This is a genomic window from Clostridioides sp. ES-S-0048-02, from assembly GCF_020658495.1.
Taxonomy (GTDB): Bacteria; Bacillota; Clostridia; order Peptostreptococcales; family Peptostreptococcaceae; genus Clostridioides.
This window is the reverse complement of record NZ_JACVWH010000001.1, coordinates 487,509-506,612: the sequence shown is the minus strand read 5'-3', so window position 1 is coordinate 506,612 and position 19,104 is coordinate 487,509. Positions and strand designations below refer to the sequence as shown.

23 protein-coding genes and 1 other annotated feature are annotated in these 19,104 nt (G+C 28.0%); of the genes, 11 read left to right on the top strand and 12 right to left on the bottom strand.

Going from position 1 to position 19,104, the window contains the following annotated elements:
- The first annotated feature begins 48 nt into the window (after positions 1 to 48).
- The 3 genes from IC173_RS02400 to IC173_RS02390 are packed head-to-tail and all read left to right on the top strand — an operon-like array spanning position 49 to position 3,201.
- Complete coding sequence (locus IC173_RS02400; RefSeq protein WP_227482339.1) at positions 49 to 1,281, top strand: biotin/lipoyl-binding protein; 1,233 nt, start codon at positions 49 to 51, stop codon at positions 1,279 to 1,281.
- Between the two features lie 7 nt (positions 1,282 to 1,288).
- A complete protein-coding gene (locus IC173_RS02395; RefSeq protein ID WP_227482338.1) occupies positions 1,289 to 1,963 on the top strand; it encodes an ABC transporter ATP-binding protein in 675 nt (224 codons plus the stop codon).
- 2 nt (positions 1,964 to 1,965) lie between these two features.
- A complete protein-coding gene (locus IC173_RS02390) occupies positions 1,966 to 3,201 on the top strand; it encodes an ABC transporter permease (RefSeq protein ID WP_227432912.1) in 1,236 nt (411 codons plus the stop codon).
- 179 nt (positions 3,202 to 3,380) lie between these two features.
- Here the strand turns inward: IC173_RS02390 and IC173_RS20890 are convergent, their stop codons facing one another.
- The 5 genes from IC173_RS20890 to IC173_RS02365 form a co-directional block, all read right to left on the bottom strand.
- Positions 3,381 to 3,527 carry a GrpB family protein gene (locus tag IC173_RS20890; protein ID WP_227845887.1) on the bottom strand — a complete coding sequence of 49 codons (147 nt, stop codon included), beginning with the start codon at positions 3,525 to 3,527 and terminating at the stop codon, positions 3,381 to 3,383.
- A 95-nt stretch (positions 3,528 to 3,622) separates the two neighbouring features.
- Positions 3,623 to 4,888, bottom strand: coding sequence for a dihydroorotase (locus IC173_RS02380; RefSeq protein ID WP_227855106.1), 1,266 nt, complete (start codon positions 4,886 to 4,888; stop codon positions 3,623 to 3,625).
- 52 nt (positions 4,889 to 4,940) lie between these two features.
- Positions 4,941 to 6,089: a DUF362 domain-containing protein gene (locus IC173_RS02375; protein ID WP_227432909.1), complete on the bottom strand. Its 1,149-nt coding sequence runs from the start codon at positions 6,087 to 6,089 to the stop codon at positions 4,941 to 4,943.
- Between the two features lie 100 nt (positions 6,090 to 6,189).
- Positions 6,190 to 6,735 carry an NADH peroxidase gene (locus IC173_RS02370; protein WP_009889371.1) on the bottom strand — a complete coding sequence of 182 codons (546 nt, stop codon included), beginning with the start codon at positions 6,733 to 6,735 and terminating at the stop codon, positions 6,190 to 6,192.
- A gap of 223 nt (positions 6,736 to 6,958) precedes the next feature.
- Positions 6,959 to 7,903 carry a DMT family transporter gene (locus tag IC173_RS02365; RefSeq protein ID WP_227831134.1) on the bottom strand — a complete coding sequence of 315 codons (945 nt, stop codon included), beginning with the start codon at positions 7,901 to 7,903 and terminating at the stop codon, positions 6,959 to 6,961.
- Between the two features lie 370 nt (positions 7,904 to 8,273).
- Between IC173_RS02365 and IC173_RS02360 the strand changes: the two genes are divergently transcribed.
- Complete coding sequence (locus tag IC173_RS02360; RefSeq protein WP_227482337.1) at positions 8,274 to 9,155, top strand: polysaccharide deacetylase family protein; 882 nt, start codon at positions 8,274 to 8,276, stop codon at positions 9,153 to 9,155.
- 56 nt (positions 9,156 to 9,211) lie between these two features.
- Here the strand turns inward: IC173_RS02360 and tyrS are convergent, their stop codons facing one another.
- The 3 genes from tyrS to IC173_RS02345 form a co-directional block, all read right to left on the bottom strand.
- On the bottom strand, positions 9,212 to 10,420 hold the full coding sequence (gene tyrS, locus IC173_RS02355; RefSeq protein WP_227432906.1) for a tyrosine--tRNA ligase: 1,209 nt from the start codon (positions 10,418 to 10,420) through the stop codon (positions 9,212 to 9,214).
- Positions 10,421 to 10,491: 71 nt separating this feature from the next.
- Positions 10,492 to 10,744 (bottom strand) — a binding site (T-box leader).
- Between the two features lie 151 nt (positions 10,745 to 10,895).
- Positions 10,896 to 11,660, bottom strand: coding sequence for a DUF2232 domain-containing protein (locus tag IC173_RS02350; RefSeq protein ID WP_227855105.1), 765 nt, complete (start codon positions 11,658 to 11,660; stop codon positions 10,896 to 10,898).
- 42 nt (positions 11,661 to 11,702) lie between these two features.
- Positions 11,703 to 11,864 carry a hypothetical protein gene (locus tag IC173_RS02345; protein WP_227855104.1) on the bottom strand — a complete coding sequence of 54 codons (162 nt, stop codon included), beginning with the start codon at positions 11,862 to 11,864 and terminating at the stop codon, positions 11,703 to 11,705.
- 180 nt (positions 11,865 to 12,044) lie between these two features.
- Between IC173_RS02345 and IC173_RS02340 the strand changes: the two genes are divergently transcribed.
- From IC173_RS02340 to feoB, 3 genes are all read left to right on the top strand, one after another.
- On the top strand, positions 12,045 to 12,485 hold the full coding sequence (locus IC173_RS02340) for a GNAT family N-acetyltransferase (protein ID WP_227432904.1): 441 nt from the start codon (positions 12,045 to 12,047) through the stop codon (positions 12,483 to 12,485).
- Positions 12,486 to 12,811: 326 nt separating this feature from the next.
- Positions 12,812 to 13,039: a FeoA family protein gene (locus IC173_RS02335; RefSeq protein WP_227432903.1), complete on the top strand. Its 228-nt coding sequence runs from the start codon at positions 12,812 to 12,814 to the stop codon at positions 13,037 to 13,039.
- A gap of 25 nt (positions 13,040 to 13,064) precedes the next feature.
- Positions 13,065 to 15,185 carry a ferrous iron transport protein B gene (feoB, locus tag IC173_RS02330; RefSeq protein WP_227432901.1) on the top strand — a complete coding sequence of 707 codons (2,121 nt, stop codon included), beginning with the start codon at positions 13,065 to 13,067 and terminating at the stop codon, positions 15,183 to 15,185.
- A gap of 141 nt (positions 15,186 to 15,326) precedes the next feature.
- On the opposite strand, the gene IC173_RS02325 is transcribed toward feoB, so the two are convergent.
- Together IC173_RS02325 and IC173_RS02320 are read right to left on the bottom strand one after the other, a co-directional pair.
- On the bottom strand, positions 15,327 to 16,145 hold the full coding sequence (locus IC173_RS02325) for a MerR family transcriptional regulator (protein WP_227432899.1): 819 nt from the start codon (positions 16,143 to 16,145) through the stop codon (positions 15,327 to 15,329).
- Between the two features lie 346 nt (positions 16,146 to 16,491).
- A complete protein-coding gene (locus IC173_RS02320) occupies positions 16,492 to 16,755 on the bottom strand; it encodes a BlaI/MecI/CopY family transcriptional regulator (RefSeq protein ID WP_227855103.1) in 264 nt (87 codons plus the stop codon).
- A 213-nt stretch (positions 16,756 to 16,968) separates the two neighbouring features.
- Between IC173_RS02320 and IC173_RS02315 the strand changes: the two genes are divergently transcribed.
- The 4 genes from IC173_RS02315 to IC173_RS02300 all read left to right on the top strand — a co-directional run bounded on the left by IC173_RS02315 (position 16,969) and on the right by IC173_RS02300 (position 18,585).
- Positions 16,969 to 17,202: a helix-turn-helix transcriptional regulator gene (locus IC173_RS02315; RefSeq protein WP_227432895.1), complete on the top strand. Its 234-nt coding sequence runs from the start codon at positions 16,969 to 16,971 to the stop codon at positions 17,200 to 17,202.
- Positions 17,186 to 17,599 (top strand): hypothetical protein, encoded by a 414-nt coding sequence (locus IC173_RS02310; protein ID WP_227855102.1) that lies wholly within the window; start codon positions 17,186 to 17,188, stop codon positions 17,597 to 17,599. Before IC173_RS02315 ends, IC173_RS02310 begins: the two co-directional genes overlap by 17 nt.
- Before the next feature lie 89 nt (positions 17,600 to 17,688).
- A complete protein-coding gene (locus IC173_RS02305) occupies positions 17,689 to 17,889 on the top strand; it encodes a hypothetical protein (protein WP_227823737.1) in 201 nt (66 codons plus the stop codon).
- Between the two features lie 378 nt (positions 17,890 to 18,267).
- Entirely contained in the window at positions 18,268 to 18,585 is a 318-nt protein-coding gene (locus tag IC173_RS02300) for a hypothetical protein (protein ID WP_227432892.1), read from the top strand.
- A gap of 59 nt (positions 18,586 to 18,644) precedes the next feature.
- Here IC173_RS02300 and IC173_RS02295 read toward each other — a convergent pair whose 3' ends face one another.
- Complete coding sequence (locus tag IC173_RS02295; protein ID WP_227432891.1) at positions 18,645 to 18,812, bottom strand: hypothetical protein; 168 nt, start codon at positions 18,810 to 18,812, stop codon at positions 18,645 to 18,647.
- Positions 18,813 to 18,818: 6 nt separating this feature from the next.
- Positions 18,819 to 19,046, bottom strand: a complete 228-nt coding sequence (locus IC173_RS02290; RefSeq protein WP_227482334.1) for a DUF2829 domain-containing protein — start codon at positions 19,044 to 19,046, stop codon at positions 18,819 to 18,821.
- Positions 19,047 to 19,104: the final 58 nt, after the last annotated feature.

The window sequence follows — 19,104 nt, the reverse complement described above, 5'->3', positions numbered from 1 at the left end:
TGTACATCCCAGTATATAATAAGTAGTTTTTATACAAAGGAGGAAAACATGTCTTTTCTAAAAAAATTTAAAAATAAAAAATTTAGAAATAGTAGCTTTAAGAGTAATAGCTTTAAAAATACTAGCTTTGGAAGTAATAATTTCAAAGCTAAAAATAAAGGTTTTAAAAATAATCCTTTTAAAAACAAGAGATTTAAAATCTATGCAGGAATCGTGATAATCATACTTTTAATATTAGGGGTACTTGCTTATGTCGATTCAAAAAATACTGAATTACAAACTAATGAAAACTTCATAGAAACATACACTATTCCAGAAAACGAAAAAATATTTATAAATGGTATGGTTGTTCCTAAGCAAACTAAAGACTTTAATATTTCTGGAGATTATGAGTTAAGTGATGTAAATGTTACAAATGGTCAAAAGGTAAATCAAGGAGACCTTCTTTTTACTGCTAAAAATCCAACTATAATAGCAGAAATAGATAGTCTAAAATCACAACTTAGCCAATATAAAAAACAAAAGATATCACTTGCAAATATTGATGAAAATAGAGATGCTATAGCTTCTATAAATGCACAAATAACAGCTTTAAACTCTCAGATAGCTTCTTTAGATAAGAAAGCATATGATAGAACTACTGCTCCTTTTGATGGTACTGTATATTTAAATGACCAAACTGGAAATCCAGACCAACCAGCTTCATTTATGACTATTCAAGGTCTAGAGTTTTATATGAAGGGGCAAGCAAGTGAACAAGATTTACCTAAGATGAAAATTGACCAAATGGTTAATATATTAGTTTTCTCAACTGACCAAAATCTTACTGGTAGAATAAGTTTTATATCTGATAAGCCATCTACTCCAAGTAGCGAGATGGGAGCTCAACAAAGTACTTTATCTTATTATGATATAAACATAGCATTTGATAACCAAGAAGGGTTGACAAATGGATTCCATCTTCAAGCATCACTTGAAGTAGCTAACTCAAGCTTTAAAATACCAGCATCTTGTGTACTTAAGGATAAAAAACACTCATATGTATTTAAAGACTTAGATGGAATCTTGAAAAAACAAATTGTAGATGTTGCAAGTAAAAATAATGACTTTGCTGTAATTAGAGGCGGTCTTGAACAAGGTGATATAGTAATAAAATACCCTACTAAAGAAATGAAAGAAGGAGACCCAGTTCAAGGTGATGGTGTAACTGCTGGCTCTAATAATAATGGAGATGCTACTCCAGACAAAAATTTAAAAGAAGTTAATATGGATGTGAATTAATTTACATATGTTAATTAAATTAGAAAATATTCAAAAATATTACAAAGTAGGGAAAGATGAATTACATGTTTTAAAATCCTTAAATTTAGAAATTGAATCTGGAGAATTTGTCATGATAATGGGTAAATCTGGTAGTGGTAAAACCACTTTACTTAACATCTTAGGTTTTCTTGATGTGTTTGACGAAGGAAGATATATATTTGATGGCACAGATGTAACTAATCTCAGTGAAAATGAGCGTTCTGTTTTTAGAAATATCAATATTGGTTTTGTTTTTCAACAATTTAATTTAATAGAAACTTTAAATATATATCAAAATGTAGAGCTACCTCTAATTTACAATAAAATATTAAAAAAATCTGAAAGAGAAGAAATTGTTAAGAGCAAACTAAAATCTGTTGGGCTTTTAGATAAAATCAAACAAAAACCTCTTCAATTATCTGGTGGTCAGCAACAACGTGTAGCTATTGCACGTTGTTTGGCAAATGACCCTCAAATAATCTTTGCTGATGAACCAACTGGAGCATTGGATAGTGAAACTAGCAGGGAAATTATGGAACTTTTGACAGAACTTAATGAACAAGGCAAGACTATAATAATGGTTACACATGATCAGGATTTGACTAAGTATGCAACTAAGGTCATACGACTTAAAGATGGTGTGTTTACTTCGGAGGTGTAATCATGGGCTTATTAAAAAATTCTTTGGCTAATTTAAAGGGGCACAAGCTTCGTGTCTTTGTAGCTTTACTTTGGATTATTATAGGAATAACTTCAGTAATACTTGTTAGTTCTATAGGTAATGGATTTCAAAAAGAAATCAAGAAATCTGTAAATAACGCTAATCCTAATAAAACTACTATTTCATTTGAATCAGCTGATAACACAGGTCTTACCAATGATATGAGTATATTTTTAAAGCCATTCAATGCAAAAGATTTAGAAGAATTATCATTTGTTGAAGGTGTAGAAAGAATTGCTCCTGCAAGAGATGGATTTAATCTTGATTCAACTTATTCTTCTGAGGCATCTTTTGATAAAAAAACGACTTATGTGGAAGTTGGACCAGTAAAAAAAGATTCAAAAATAAATTTAATCTGTGGTAGAGATTTTTCCTTGGATGATGAAAAAAGAAAGGTAATTCTACTTACACAGCAAAGTGCAAGTGAAATTTTTGAAAATCCAGAAGACGCTTTAGGCCATGGTATTAATGTAAATGGAACTATATTTGAAATAATTGGAGTATTGGATGATTCTTCTAACCAACAACAAGCTGGAGGATTTTTAGGAGGTTATCAAGATATGCAATTTATAACTTCTCTTATACCTAAAAAAGCTTTTGATAGTCTAATGAGTCAAAACTCTTACTCCACTGAAATTTATCAGTTAGACTTAGTTTGTTCTAAAGGATATAATGTGAATGAAGTTGCAAACAATATTATAGCTAAACTATATGAAATGCATCCTGGTATCAATGGTTCTTATACTACACCAGACCCAACTGAACAAACAGCTTATCTTGAAAGCATCAATTCTAATGTCAATAAATATGTATCTATAATAACTGTAGTTGCAATGTTTGTTGGTGGTATTGGTGTAATGAATATAATGTATGTATCAGTTATGGAAAGACAAAGAGAGATTGGTATAAGACGTGCTATTGGTGCAAAACCTAGGTCTATATTATTTCAATTTTTAGTTGAAGCTGTTTTTATAACGGTATGTGGAGGAATTTTAGGAACTATAGTTGGATTTATTGCTACTAACTATGTTTCTAAATACATTGGATTTGAAGCAATTCCTAGCTTAAATAGCTTACTTTATGCTATTTTGGCTACTATATTAACTGGAGTTGTATTTGGTTTAATACCAGCCTTTAAAGCCTCTAAACTAGACCCTATAAAGGCAATTTATAAATAGTATTTCCATTAATAAGTTATTATTTTTAAATTGTTTTCTAAAACATGCTTAAATATTTAATGCACTATTATATATGATAGATTAAGAACTTAATCTTTTTCAAATCAAATATAATAGTGCATTGTTATTTTCAAAATTACTAATGAATTATTTGCTTTAAATATTTTTAATATTAATATCTAATCTATTATGCCTCTTATGAAATCTGTTTTGTTATCACAATAAGAGTTAACATCATACCTATAAAGTTTTGCTAGCTTCTTTTTTAAGTCAGAATATTCTTTAACCTTATCTGGATTTAGTCTCAAATACTCTCGAAATTTAATATGCTCTAAATATCCTTAAAATCACTATGATTCATTTGTCTAATATATAATCTTTTGCTTTCAATCACTGTATTCACCACCCTTAAAACACAACCTTAAGCGTTGTATACAACTTCTCCATTACATATAGTATAATTAACTTTCCCATATAGAGATTTACCTTTAAATGGGGAATTGTCAGCTTTAGAAGCAAAATCTTCAACTATCCACTCTTCTTCAGGATTAAATATAACAATATCTGCTACTGCTCCTTCTTCTATAAAACCAACATTTAAATTGTATAGTTTTGCAGGATTTGTAGACATTTTTTCTATTAACTGCATCATACTAAGATGATTTTTATATACTAAGTTTGTTATTCCAAGAGACAACGAAGTTTCAAGCCCTATAATACCACTTGGAGCTTTTATAAACTCTCTATCTTTTTCTTCTTTACTATGAGGTGCATGGTCTGTTGCTATTATCTCAATAGTACCATCATTTAACCCTTCTATAATCTTATCTCTATCCCACTTAGTTCTTAAAGGCGGATTCATTTTTGCATTTGTTCCAAACTCTAATACATCTTCCTCAGTCAGCGTAAAGTGATGTGGTGAAGCTTCTGCAACTACGTTTGCTCCAAGATATTTTGCAAATCTAACCATATCAACAGAAACCCCAGAACTTATATGTTGTATATCAATCTTAGCACCAGATTTTAGTGCTAACATGCAATCTCTAGCAACCATTACATCTTCTGCTACATTTGATGCACCTTTTAGACCAAGCTCTGAAGCTATCTTTCCTGCATTTACGCCAGGATTTCCAACTAAAGAAGGGTCTTCTTCATGAAAACTAAGTGGTACATCTAACTCTTTTGCCTTAATCATTGCTTCCATAATTAGACTGCTATCCATTAAAGGTAATCCATCATCAGTAAATCCTGGAACTCCAGCCTTTTTAAGATTTTCCATATCCACTAACTCTTTACCTTCAAAACCTTTTGTTATAGCTGCTGCTTGTAAAACATTTATACATGCATTTTTTGCTTTTTCCTTCACATAGTTAAAAGTATCTTCATTATCTACAATTGGGTCAGTATTTGCCATACATATAACGGTTGTAAATCCACCTCTAGCTGCAGATTTAGCTCCACTATCTATATCTTCTTTATATGTAAATCCTGGGTCTCTAAAATGTACATGTACATCTACTAATCCAGGTGCAACTATATTCCCACTAGCATCTATTATTTTTTCAAATTCATCATTTTCATCAAAATTACCTATTTTATAGATTTTATTTTCTTTTATAATTAAATCTATTTTCTCATCTCTTTGACTCTTAGGGTCTATCACTCTACCATTTTTAATTAAAATCATGTTATTTCTCCTTTATAATTTTCATTTATATAGACTCATATAATATTATACATTATTTTACATACTTAAATACAAAATTACGTTTGACATCAATAGCCTTTTTAGGACAAAGTTCATGACAACAGTAACATCTTATACATTTATTTAAATCTATAAGAGCACCTCTATTCCCTATCTCTATGGTATTTGCAGGACAAGCTTCCTTGCACTTTCCACATTTTATACAATCCTTAAATCTAACCACTGGCTTTGGTGTTATAAGTTTTGAAATAGGTTCATTTAAAAATTTTGGCAATTTTACAGAAAATAGCCTTAAATCTTTACTTACAATTGGTACCTTATAATCTTTTATAATTAAATCCTTTATATCTTCTCCTACAATCTCAATATCTAAAAAGTCTTCTTTTATATACTCTCTTTTAATAGCCCCTCTAATTGTAGCAACTTTATTTGGAAGCAAACCTATAATCTTACATGCAACAACATCTATAGCATATGGATTTTGTGATGCTAATAAAACACCTATTTCTTTAGGGTTTCCTGCTGAAGGACCATCCCCTTCCATCCCTACAATTCCATCCATAATTGTCAGTGTCGGATTTACATAATCACAAATATCTAAAAGTACATTTTCACAAAATAATTCCTCTGTAGGAAATCTATAATGTATTTCTGCTTTTTTTAATCCAGCTATACATCCATATAAGTTTTTTGTTCCACCAGTAAAAGTTGCCATCACATGTGTTTTTAATTTACAAAGATTTATTACATAATCAGCATCTATTACTGGTTTAATAATATCCATATATTTAAGAGCATGCGCTTTTTCACTATGTATCTTAACATCTGAAACATCATAATTCAATTTGATACCTAAATCATTTGCTACCTTTTCAATTCCAGATGTCTTATATATACTTTTAAGAGAGGCTTGATTATATGGTCCACCAGGACTATCTGCTACTACTACATCACAGTTTAATTCTAAAAGCTTTTCGCATACAACCCTTACTACCATAGGATGAGTAGTTGTAGCTTCTTCAGGCTTTTTTTTCATCAGTAGATTTGGTTTTACAAGTACTTTACTTCCTTCTTTTACAAACTTGTTAAGCCCTCCAATGTCATCTAAAATTTTTTCAATAGAAAATCTTACATTTTCATACTCATAATTTTTACAGCTTCTAACAGATACCGATTTCATATTATCTTCACCCTTTTATTACAAAGATTTTTTTATATTTTTTGTATAATTTAAAAAAGGAGAAACCAAAGTTTCTCCTTTTAATCTATGTTTTTAATTATTATTTTCCAAAATGTCTATTTAATAATCCTAAGAATGCTTTACCATGTCTAGCTTCATCTTTACACATTTCATGTACTGTATCATGTATAGCATCTAATCCTAATTCTTTAGCTCTCTTAGCTAATTTTAATTTCCCATCAGTTGCACCATATTCAGCGTCAACTCTAACTCTTAAGTTTTCTTTTGTATCTGCAACTACAACTTCTCCAAGAAGTTCTGCAAATTTAGCAGCATGTTCAGCTTCTTCAAAAGCTATTCTCTTATATGCTTCTGCTACTTCTGGATATCCTTCTCTATCAGCTTGTCTACTCATTGCTAAATACATTCCTACTTCTGTACATTCACCAGTAAAGTTAGCTCTTAATCCTTCGATTATTTCTGCATCCACACCTTGAGCTACTCCTATTCTATGTTCGTCAGCCCAAACCATTTCACCTTTCATTTCTTCGAATTTATCAGCTCCAACTTTACATACTGGACATTGTGCTGGTGCAGCATCTCCTTCATGTATATATCCACATACTGTACAAACAAATTTTTTCATAATTAAATTCCTCCCAATTTTATATTAATTAAATTTTTATTTTAAAGTTTAATAACTTGCTACAAGAATATATATACCCCATGTACTATAGTTTAAACACTAAAAATAAAATTTATTTCCTAATTAATTTTATCACTTTGAAACATTGGTATCAACTAAGTTTTGATGTCAAATTTCTACATAATATATACTTTATTTGATTAATTAGGAAACAATTGTCTATTTAAATACTTTCTAGTGAAGAATCTTTTGACTCTTTAAGTTCTACTTTTTTACTTTTTAAAAATGATAATTTAGTTTCTGCTGTTATAATTGCACCAAATATCAATATACTACCAATAACTAATTTGGCTGTAATAGGTTCTTTTAAAATTATTATAGAAAATATAGTCCCAAATATAGCTTCAGTAGATAGTATTATGGCTGTTCTAGTTCCATCAACTCTCTTTTGACATATAGTTTGGAATAAAAACCCTATTGAAGTACTAAATATAGCTAAATATATAGTTCCCATATATCCAGACAATTCAGCTTCCATTTTCAACTGTCCTGCAAATGTCTGAACTACTAAAGACAGTAAAAATGCTACAGTAAATTGAATAGCTGTTAATGCCATTGGATTGTTATCTTTAGCAAATTCGCTAGTAAAGAATATATGAAATGCAAATCCAAATGAACATATCAGTGTTAATAAATCTCCAAAATTAATAGAGAAATCAGCCTCTAAAGAAAGTATACCTATACCTACAAGAGCTACTAAACTACTTATTAATCCTATTTTATCTAGTTTTCTTCTATAAAGTATAAATCCTATGAATGGAACTATTACAACATTTGCTGCTGTTATAAATGCATTTTTAGATGGTGTAGTGTACATAAGTCCAATGGTTTGTACTGTAAAGGCTAAAAATAAAAATATTCCTAAAAGCCCTCCTGCTTTTAATAAATGCTTTCCCATATTGGCACGAATTTGTTTAAAAAATAATAAATTCATAATTACAGCTGCCAAGAAAAATCTTATAGTTATTATTTGTAGAGGTGTAAGCCCACCATCTAGTGCAAATTGGGTTGCTACAAAGCCACTTCCCCATATAATTGCTATGAATATTAGTCCTATTTCTCCAAAGTATTTTTTCAATAAAGCCCCCTCCTTTTTATTTTTTTGCAAAATTATAAACCCCCTAAACAGCAAGAGAGTTTTTCTATAAGCATTACTATAAATTTATATAGTTATAGTAAATTTTTTCAGTATTTTAAATCTAGATTTATATCCACTATTTAACATTAATATATTAATCATTTTTTGTAAACACCTTTTTAATAAATTTTTACCTTTTTTATATTTTTTTTACTTATATTAAATTTTTTTATAGATAATTTCAATATCTAGGATAATTTAATATTATGCAAATAATGTTGTATAAGTTACACTTTAGTTATTTTAGTTACAACTTTGTCGGTTTACTTTTTCTACTTTCTTCGATATAATTATAATATATTTTTGATACAATTCGACAAAAAGGGGGAATGTTGAAATCATGGTAAAAAAAAGAAAAAAGAAAACTATGGCACTTACTATAATTGTTGTAATAGTTATTGGTATTTTTTCTATGGCATGGGCGGATATGTCCAAGAAAAGAGAAATTAAAGAAACTCAAGAAAAGCTTAAAGCTGAAAAATTAGAAAAAGAAAGAATTGAAAAAGAAAAAAATGAGCCTATCATTGGTGCAAAAAAAGAAGCTGCAAAAGAATATGGATATGACGCAAAATTAGTTTGGGATAAACTTAACAAATACGACTATTCAAATAATGGAGAAAAAATAGTATTCCTTACATTCGATGATGGACCATCTACTACTAATACTCCACAAGTCCTAGATATCTTAAAAAGACACGATGTTAAAGGAACTTTCTTTATTAAGGGGGATTCTCTTGAACGAAAAGGTGCCAATGAAATTTTAAAAAGAACATTTGATGAGGGAAATGCAATAGCTCATCACTCATATTCTCATGACTACAAAAAACTATACCCTGGCAGAAGCCTAAATCTTGATACATTTGTAAATGAACTTAATAAAACAGATGAAGCCATGAAAAAAGTTCTAGGAAAGAATTTTTCATCACATGTAGTTAGATGCCCAGGTGGATATATGTCATGGAAAAATATGGAACCTTTAGGTAACTACTTAAAAGAAAAAAATATGGCATCAATAGACTGGAATGCTCTAAATGCTGATGCAGAAGGTAAAAAGAAAAATGCTCAAGAGTTATTTGAACATGCAAAGAAATCTTCTGAAGGTAAAGAAATAGTTGTACTTTTAATGCATGATACTTATGGAAAGCAAGAAACAGTAAATGCACTAGACCAAATTATAACATATTTTAAAGATAATGGTTACCAATTTAAAACCTTAATATAATAAAAAAGCAAGTTCATTGATTATACTTTTATATAACCAACGAACTTGCTTTTATTTTACTTTACTAACTCTATTTTTACAAATTTTTTCTTTCCTATTTGAACAACAAGTTCGCTTTCTTTAGCAACTGTACTTAAATCTTCCACTTTCTCACCATTTACTTTTACTCCACCTTGAGATGCTAATCTTCTAACTTCACTCTTACTTTTAACAATCTCATTAGAAACTAATACTTCAATTAAATCAAATTCTTCTTGTTTAACTTGAATTGTTTGTATATCTTCAGGTATTTGACCTTTTTGGAATACAGATTTAAACCTTTCCTCAGCTTCTTTAGCAGCTTCTTCTCCATGGTATAAAGTTACTATTTCTCTTGCTAGATTCATTTTTATATCTCTTGGATTTACTGATCCATCTTTCAACTGAGTTTCAATTTTATTAACTTCATCAGGATGAACATCAGTTACTAAATTATAGTATTTAACTATAAGTTCATCAGGAATCTCCATAGATTTTTGGTACATTATTCCAGCTTCTTCATCTATTCCAATATAGTTACCTAAACTCTTACTCATTTTTTCTTTTCCATCTAAACCTTCTATTAAAGGCATCATTATTACTATTTGAGATTCCATACCAAATTCTCTTTGTAAAGATCTTCCCATTAATAAGTTAAATCTTTGGTCAGTTCCACCAAGCTCTATATCAGCTTCTAATGCTATTGAATCATATGCTTGCATCAATGGATAGAAAAATTCATGCACTGATATTGGCATTTGTCCTTCATATCTCTTCTTAAAATCTTCTCTTTCCAACATTCTCGCAACAGTAATAGTTGCAGCTAATTTTATTACATCTTCAAAGTTTAATTTAGCTAGCCATTCACTATTAAATCTTACAATAGTTTTTTCTTTATCTAAAACTTTAAATATTTGTTCTTGATAAGTTTTTGCATTTTCAAGAACTTGCTCTGTTGTTAAAGCTTTTCTAGCTTTAGATTTTCCAGTTGGGTCTCCAATTTTACCTGTAAAATCTCCAATTATAATTACTATTTGATGACCTAAATCTTGTAATTGTTTCATCTTTCTAAGAACTACTGTATGACCTAAGTGTATATCTGGAGCACTTGGATCTAACCCCAATTTTACTATCATAGGTTTTCCTTCTTTTTCTGATTTAATAAGTTTTTCTCTTAGCTCTTTTTCGTCTATTAAGTCGTCTACACCTTTCATAATGATTCGCATTTGCTCGTCTATTGATTTCATTTTCATTCCTCCTAAAATATTTATATAATCTATGATTTTTATTTTTATAATAAAAAAAGCTCTCATCCTATTAAAAGGACGAAAGCATTGCTTACGTGTTACCACCTTAGTTCACTAATATCTCACGATATTAATCTCTGTAGAGTATAATTTGTTTACTCATGTACTATAACGTGTACTATTCCGATATCTCTTAGTGGTTGTTATCTTTCAGAGATATTGCTCCAAGATGTATTCAAACTAAATCAATTTATTCCATTTCACCAAACTGGAACTCTCTGTTAAATAAAATTCAGCTCTACTTCTTCTCTTCACAGCACTTATATATTCAGATTATTTCATCAATTACAAGAAATTTTTCTTAACTTACTCATAATATATTATTATTTTTACATTTTGTCAACCTTTTTTATTATTATATACATGTTTTTTTACATTATACTACTTTTTTATATTTTTTACCAATGCATAAAGTTTATTTTTCAATTAAAATATTTATTTGTTTATCGACAATATTAATTTGAGTCAATCTTATATTCATTTTCTTATTTAAAAATGCATTTATAATTATTAATCCCATAACAGTTATCTTAAACATTAGAAATAAAGATATAACTACTATCAAAAAAGAAATTCTAGCGTATGCTACTTTTCCAAATTTAGTTATTATAAAATTTTGTAGTGACATACAGGAATCTCTAATAACAAAATACATACACAAATATCCAATTGATATAAAAATTGTTTTTAAGTAAACTAACTCAGTTTTAATATTTAATATATTTGTAACTTCAAAAATAGTTAAATAAAACACACACATATAAAAAACTTTCTTTGAGCAACATAAAAATTGATTTAAAAATCTAAAACTCTTAAACACTAGAAACTTTTTTAATGCATTAGAGTTTAAAATATGTAATTTATGTCCCATAATCAAACTTAAAAAGTATATACAAAAAACCATTCCAAAAGGAAACAGTGCTATCAGTAAGTAAAAAATAGAATCTGAGTATTCATTAAAATAAATCAATTTACTATATCCCTGAAATTCTCTCATAAAACTGTATCCTATTAATGCTGAAGCATATATATCAATAAAAACCATTATAATGACTCCAATAATTGAACCATATACTAAATCATCCATAACTGTTGATGATTTACTTATCAAATAACCACATATTATACCAAGTAACACACTCTGACTTGCCCAAATAGCAGTTCCCAAATTTCCAAGCACCAAGGAAATTATTAAAAGAGATATAACTCCAGATAAAACAGTCTACTTTAAATCACACTTTAAACATATTATACAAAAAAATATTGGCACTATAAAATCTAAATAAATGGCATATCCAAACCCAGTCCCTACAGCTATAATTGTTATTACTATAAATAAAGACGACAATAAAGCCGCTTCAGTTAATTTTTTGGTAGTATTCAAAACAACTTCCTCCACAAACCATAATTTTTCTAACTAATATTTTGTTTTTAATACAGTATAACACTTTTTTAAAATATTTTTAACACATACCTATTTTAATAAAAGTATTACTGTTAAAAATTATAAAATGGTATAATATATCTTAATATTTGGTTTTAATATACTTAGGAGGTAATTATTATGTTTAAAATAAAACACTTTAATGATTTAAGTCTAAATGAGTTTTACGAAATAGCAAAGTCAAGATATGAAGTATTTGCATGCGAACAGAGGATATTTTCATTAAATGATTATGATGATGTAGACAAAAACTCTTATCATATATTTTTAGAAGAGAATGGGTTGATTTGTGCTTATGCCAGAATAATCCCTAAAAAATATAGCTCTTATAATGATGTTTCTATTGGTAGGGTTTTAGTTCTTTCTACTCATCGAAAAAAGGGCTTGGCAAAGAAAATGATGGACTGTGCTATAGACTTTATAAAGGTTAATTTGCATGAAAATAATATAACCTTATCAGCACAGGCTTACATAAAAAATCTTTACTTATCTTGTGGTTTTAAAGAAATTTCAGAAGTGTATGATGAAGCAGGTATTGAACATATTAAAATGAGATTATAGTGTTGACAAGCTAACATTGTTAATATATAATTAAATCATAAATTAAATATTGAATTGATATCTAGGTATTTGAAAATACCTTATATAAGTCAGAAGGCTTTTGCGCTTTCTGACTTTTTTATTATCAAAATTCAATAATTATATAGATTCAAAATGTTAATTTTTATTCTATATTCTACTTTCCCCAAAAGTAAGAATTATACCCAACTTTGTGATAGGCATATTGCCTATCTTTTTTTTGCAAAAAGTAACAAGGTAATAGCATAGTGCATAGTTTAAAATAAGAAGATTAGCTCAGGCTAAATTTCATGCATGGAGGTGCTACTATGAAAAACCTTAATGATATTCAAGTGAAAAAAACTGTTAAAGTTGAAGATATATTATCTAGTGGTAATTTAAGAGAGAGAATGTTAGCGCTTGGTCTTACTAGAGGAGCTGTTATAGATGTAGTTAGAAAAGGACCAAAAAATAATTTAACTGTCTACAACATCAGAGGTAGCAAGATAGCTCTACGACAAGAAGAAAGTAGACTAATATTAGTTTCTGACATTTAAAATTTTCTAGCAGGAGGATATTAATATGGGTTTAACACACAACTCAACTAAAATGAATTCTTTAAAAGACATGTTTGATATAGATAACAAGGAAGACCAGTTTGTAATTGCACTAGCTGGTAATCCAAATACAGGTAAAAGTACTGTATTTAATCATCTTACTGGACTTAGACAACACACTGGAAATTGGCCAGGAAAAACTGTAGCTACAGCTCGTGGTAATTTCAAATATCAAAATACAGAGTATGCATTAATAGATTTACCAGGAACATATTCTCTATTTGCTTTGTCACAAGAAGAGGTTGTAGCTCGTGATTTTATATGCTTTGGTAATCCAGATGCAGTAATAGTAGTGTGTGATGCTACATGTCTTGAAAGAAATTTAAATTTAGTTTTTCAAGTAATGGAACTCACAGATAAAGTCATTTTGTGTATAAATTTGATAGATGAAGCTAGAAAAAAAGGTATTAATATTAATAAAGATTTCTTAGAGGAATCTCTTGGAATTCCAGTTGTTTTAACTGCTGCAAGAAATGGTTCTGGTATGGGTGAACTATTAGAAATTTTAAATGATGTATCTTTTGATAGATACAAGTTTAATAATAAGCCAGTAAAATACAGCGAAAATATAGAAAACACAGTAAAATCAATTCAACCAGAGTTAGATGATATCATGCCAAATATAAATTCTAGGTGGTTGGGTCTTAGACTTATTGATGGCGATGAAAGTATTTTTGAATCTATGAGTAATTATATAGATAAAGATTCTATAGATGCTATTAACGAAGTAAAGAAAAAAGTTCCAAATGATATAAACAAACAGAAGACTAGAGATGAATTTACTAAAATCAATTATGATTATGCTAAAAAATTAAGTGATAAGTGTTGTTCTAATAATGCTAAAAAACCAACAGATAGAGAAGAAAAAGTAGATAAAATATTAACATCTAAAATATTTGGACTTCCAATAATGCTCTTATTATTAGGTACTATACTGTGGATTACTATAGAAGGTGCTAACTATCCATCCACTTTATTATCTAATTTATTACTTGGATTTGAACCAAGTATTTCAAATATATTAAATAGCATTAATTGTCCATTGTGGTTAAATGATATGTTAGTATTAGGATTATATAGAACTTTAGCATGGGTAATTTCTGTAATGTTACCTCCTATGGCAATCTTTTTTCCATTATTCACATTACTTGAGGATTTTGGATATTTGCCAAGAGTTGCATTTAATTTAGACCATCTATTTAAAAAAGCATGTGCTCATGGTAAACAGTGCCTGACTATGTGTATGGGATTTGGATGTAATGCTGCTGGAGTTATTGGTTGTAGAATAATTGACTCTCCAAGAGAAAGACTTATTGCTATACTTACAAATAACTTTGTACCTTGTAATGGTCGTTTTCCTACTTTAATAGCCATATCTACAATATTTTTTAGCTCTGTTGTAACTAGCTCTTTTGTATCTAGTATAGCAACTGCATTTTGTATAACCTTATTAATAATTTTAGGAGTTATAATAACATTGTTGGTTTCTTATACTCTTTCCAAAACATTATTAAAAGGAGTTCCTTCTACATTTACATTAGAACTTCCTCCTTATAGAGTTCCTCAAATAGGTAGAACTTTATATACTTCTATAATAGATAGAACAATATTTGTTTTAGGAAGAGCTGTAATGGTGGCTATACCTGCTGGTGTAATAACTTGGATATTTGCAAATATCTATATAGGAGATTTGAGCATATTATCACATGTTGCAAACTTTTTAGACCCTTTAGCTAAACTAATTGGCCTAGATGGCTTCATATTAATGGCTTTTATTCTTGGTTTTCCAGCAAATGAGATAGTTGTACCTATACTTTTAATGGCTTATCTAGCAACTGGTTCTATGATAGAATTAGATAGCTTTAGTGCTCTAGGTCAAGTTCTTAGAGAACATGGTTGGACTTATTTAACAGCTTTAAATGTTATGTTATTTAGCTTACTTCATTGGCCTTGTGCAACAACACTTTTAACTATAAAAAGAGAAACTGGAAGTTTAAAATGGACTGCCTTAGGATTTTTAATGCCTACTGTACTTGCTTTTGTTGTTTGTTTTTTAACAACTTTTGTTTATAATTTATTTGTATAATTAGCATTTAGTTAATATTAAACTTTATCCTATAAGTATTATTTAAAAATTCATATACTTTATTATTAAAATAGAGGTATATTCAGGTGATAAGTAAAATTACTTATCACCTGAATATACCTCTATTTTAATTTTTAATTCTTATATAGATATTTGAATTGAAATCTCAGTCATATAATTTTCTTCATTATTTTCGCAAAAAAAGTCAAGTATACTTTCTTCATATGAATTACCAATAATTTTATAGTTATTATCGTATATATATTTTTTTAATTTTTCATAGGACTTATATGAGTCTTCATATCTCCCAATATGCTTTATACACACATACATTCCTTCTGGCTTTATATATAGCTTTTTATCTTTTATTTTTTTATCTATTTTTAAATAAAAACTTGATATACTTAAATATTCTCCATTTTTTATATTTTCATTACTTACTATTGCTCCTAGTTCATACCCCTGATACAGATTTTTTGACTTACAGTAATTTGTAAAATCAATCAATTCCATCATAAAATTGCCATCATTTATACTACTCAAATCACTTGATAATACTAAGTATTCTTCACATCTATTGGATATATAAATTTCTTCATTATATATCTTAGAAATACCTTCAACTGTAGTATTTATCCGGTTTTGTATTTTAGAACTTATTTGTTTTAATTTTTTTATTTTCTCTTTTATCTTTTTTTCTTCTTCTTTAAGCATTTCTACACAATGTTGAGGGCTTCTATTTTTTATATATTCTTTTATCTCTTCTAAACTCATGCCTATTTCTCTTAATGATTGTAATATATCTAATGTATCGTACTGATATACTGAATAATATCTATAATTGTTTTTATCTTTATATTCAGGTGAAAAAATCCCTATTTTATCATAAAAAATCAACGTCTGCTTAGAAACACCACATAGTTTTGCAAATTCACCTGTAGTAAAATACTGTTTTTCCAAGGTTTGTACACTCCTTTTTGCTTTGTTGTCTATATAGTTACTATATCCTTTAGTATTTACTAAATCAAGTAGTTATTATTTAATAAAATCAATATTTTTTTAATTTTAAAGGTCAAATGTCAGTTAGATATCAGTAAAATATTTTACCCACAATTTTATATAACTTTTCCATATTTTATCCATATCAATAAAAAGGTAGCACTTATATTAGTAGCTACCTTTTACGCTATTAATCTTCATCTTTCCAAGTTTTTATCCATTCTCATATTTCTGTTATTTTGTCTTCTGTTATTTCCTCTTTATGTAGCTTTGAAATTAGTTCTGATAAAGGATTGTTATGTAAACCTCAAAAAATTCTTTTTCTTTCTAATTTCAAATATTCTTTTTCTTTCACTAATACTGTATAGTGTACATGTCTTCTAATTCTCTGAGATATTAAAAAACCTTTTTTAGTTAGTCTTGCTAAGATTGTAATTGTAGTTGTATGTTTCCACCCATAGTTTTCATCCATTTCATCTGCAACATCTTTTGATATTACAGTTTTGTATCCCAAATTCCAAATAAATTTCATGAGTTTTAATTCTGCATCTGGTAATTTTTTATTTAGCATAATATATTCCTTCTTTCTATATAACATAAAATTTAACTTAAACTAATAGTAGGAACTTTTTAATACAAAAACTACAGGTAAAATTTACAATATATTCTACTTTTTTAGTTTATTTTTATCTTTTCTCTAAAAAAAATTGACATTTTACTCTTTTTAGGATATTATGAAGCTAACTTCACATGAAGTTAGCTTCATATAGAGAGAGGGTATGGAATGAAAACAAAAGTGCGAGAATTTCGAACAAATATGAGTTTAACACAGCAACAACTTGCTGATTTAGTCCATGTATCAAACAGAACAATTATTTCTATTGAAAAAGAGCAATATAGTCCTTCTCTTATGCTTGCTTATCGTATGGCACAAGTGTTTGGTATAACTATTGAAGAACTATGTTGTTTAAAAGAAAATAAAGAAATGGAGGACAAAAAACATGAAGGTAAAGAATAGACGAGGTTTTATAGTAGCTGTTATAGCTTCTATGTTATGCTGTGCTAGCATAGTTATTTACTACATTTTAAAAGAACAAAGATTCCTAATTTCATCATTCCTTTTAATTACAATAGCAATCTTTAATTTTTACAATGCTTTTTCAAAAAAAGGCATTGTTGAAGAATTACAAGATAATGCAGATGAAAGAGACTTATACTTAACAATGAAAACAAGTCATATATTAGTTAAAATTATGAATTATACATTATGCGCTTTTACATTTCTTTTCATCATAGCTTATAGTGCATGGAAAAATCAATCACTTCTAGTTATAGCTATAACACTATGTGTCATTGAGATTTTTTTATTTGTTGCATATTTGCTCATAAATATACTTTTAGATAAAAAAGAGTAAATACAAGTTTATTAAAAACACAAGTTAATGTAACTATTTTAGAGGCTAATATATGTTTAATTTTTTTATAAATATGAGAGGTGATATAAGTGCGTTTTAAGACTTACATACTAAAAAGAACTCTAAACAACAATCAACTAGAAATAACTCGAAGTTTTGACTTAGATAATCTAATTTTTACTGCAACAGAAATATTAGAAGAAAATGAGATTGATTTGATAATTATTGATGAAGTAAATAATATTGTTTGGAAAAATGAAAAAAGCACTCCCCGACATGAGAATGCTTAGTTATAACTATAGAAGTGTATTGGCAGTACACTTCTATTTTTTTATTATATCATATGATTTAGGTTGTTAAAAAGACCTATTTAAATCAATTTTAAAGTGTGTTGAGTAATGTTCTTAATAGTTCATATATATTAATGAATTCCAAAAAAATAAGCACTCTTTTGCAGAAGTGCTTTTAGTGTAATTAATGAAACTTTGTAATACAATTATAACATGTCTTATGTTTTAGTATGATAGTTTTTGTTCGTTTTATTATTAAAACTTTTACTATAATTTTATTCCCTTTGTTAATATTTGTAATTTTTTAGACACTCTTTATGTTTATACTACTGATATACTTTGATTAAGAAAATAAATCTAAATGGAGGTATCTCTACTATGAATTCTTGGAACATTATATTTTTAAGTTATGGAGTAACATTTACAATAGTAGTTACTGTAGGATATTTAATCAAGGGTAAAACTAATTATTGTAAGAAAAAATATTTAGATAAATTAGAATTAAAATATGGGAATATAGATAGAGAAAAAGCTACTAAACTAGAAATATTTTATCACTATTTAATAGGTTTAGAATATATAATCATGGGTTTATTAACAAGAAGACTTGATACTGCAATAATATCAGTAATATTAGTGTCTATCATAACAATAATATCCTATTATTTAATTAGGAAAAGATATATTGTTTTATAAAATTTAAATTTATTAAAAAAGAAGGTAACAACTATTTCCAGTTGCTACCTTCTTAAGCATCAATTCTTAAGTTTTGATATACTAAAATTTTCAACTTGAGACTTGAATAACTGTTCAATCTCATAAACGTATATTGATTTTAACTGTCTTTTTATCTTGAGAAAGTCTATTGCTGGATAAATATTATTTGGATAAAAACTCTTATCATTTATTAACCTCCTATCCATCCCTTATCATTCTCCTCTTATTACTTCCCAATCCTCTGCAAATATATCACTTACACTTGGAACCCATGTATTAAAAGAATTCAATGTGTTTTTTATTACAAAGAATGGATAAATTTCTGAAAACTCATAACTTCCGCCTTTATCCATTTGCACATACATTCCTTTCCCATTCCAACATAATCTAAATGCTTTTTCTTCATTTTTTATTAGTGGTAATACTTCTTCAAATTTCATAATTCAGTCTCCTTTTCAATCTATTATATAAAAAAAGACCATCTACAAAGATAGCCTT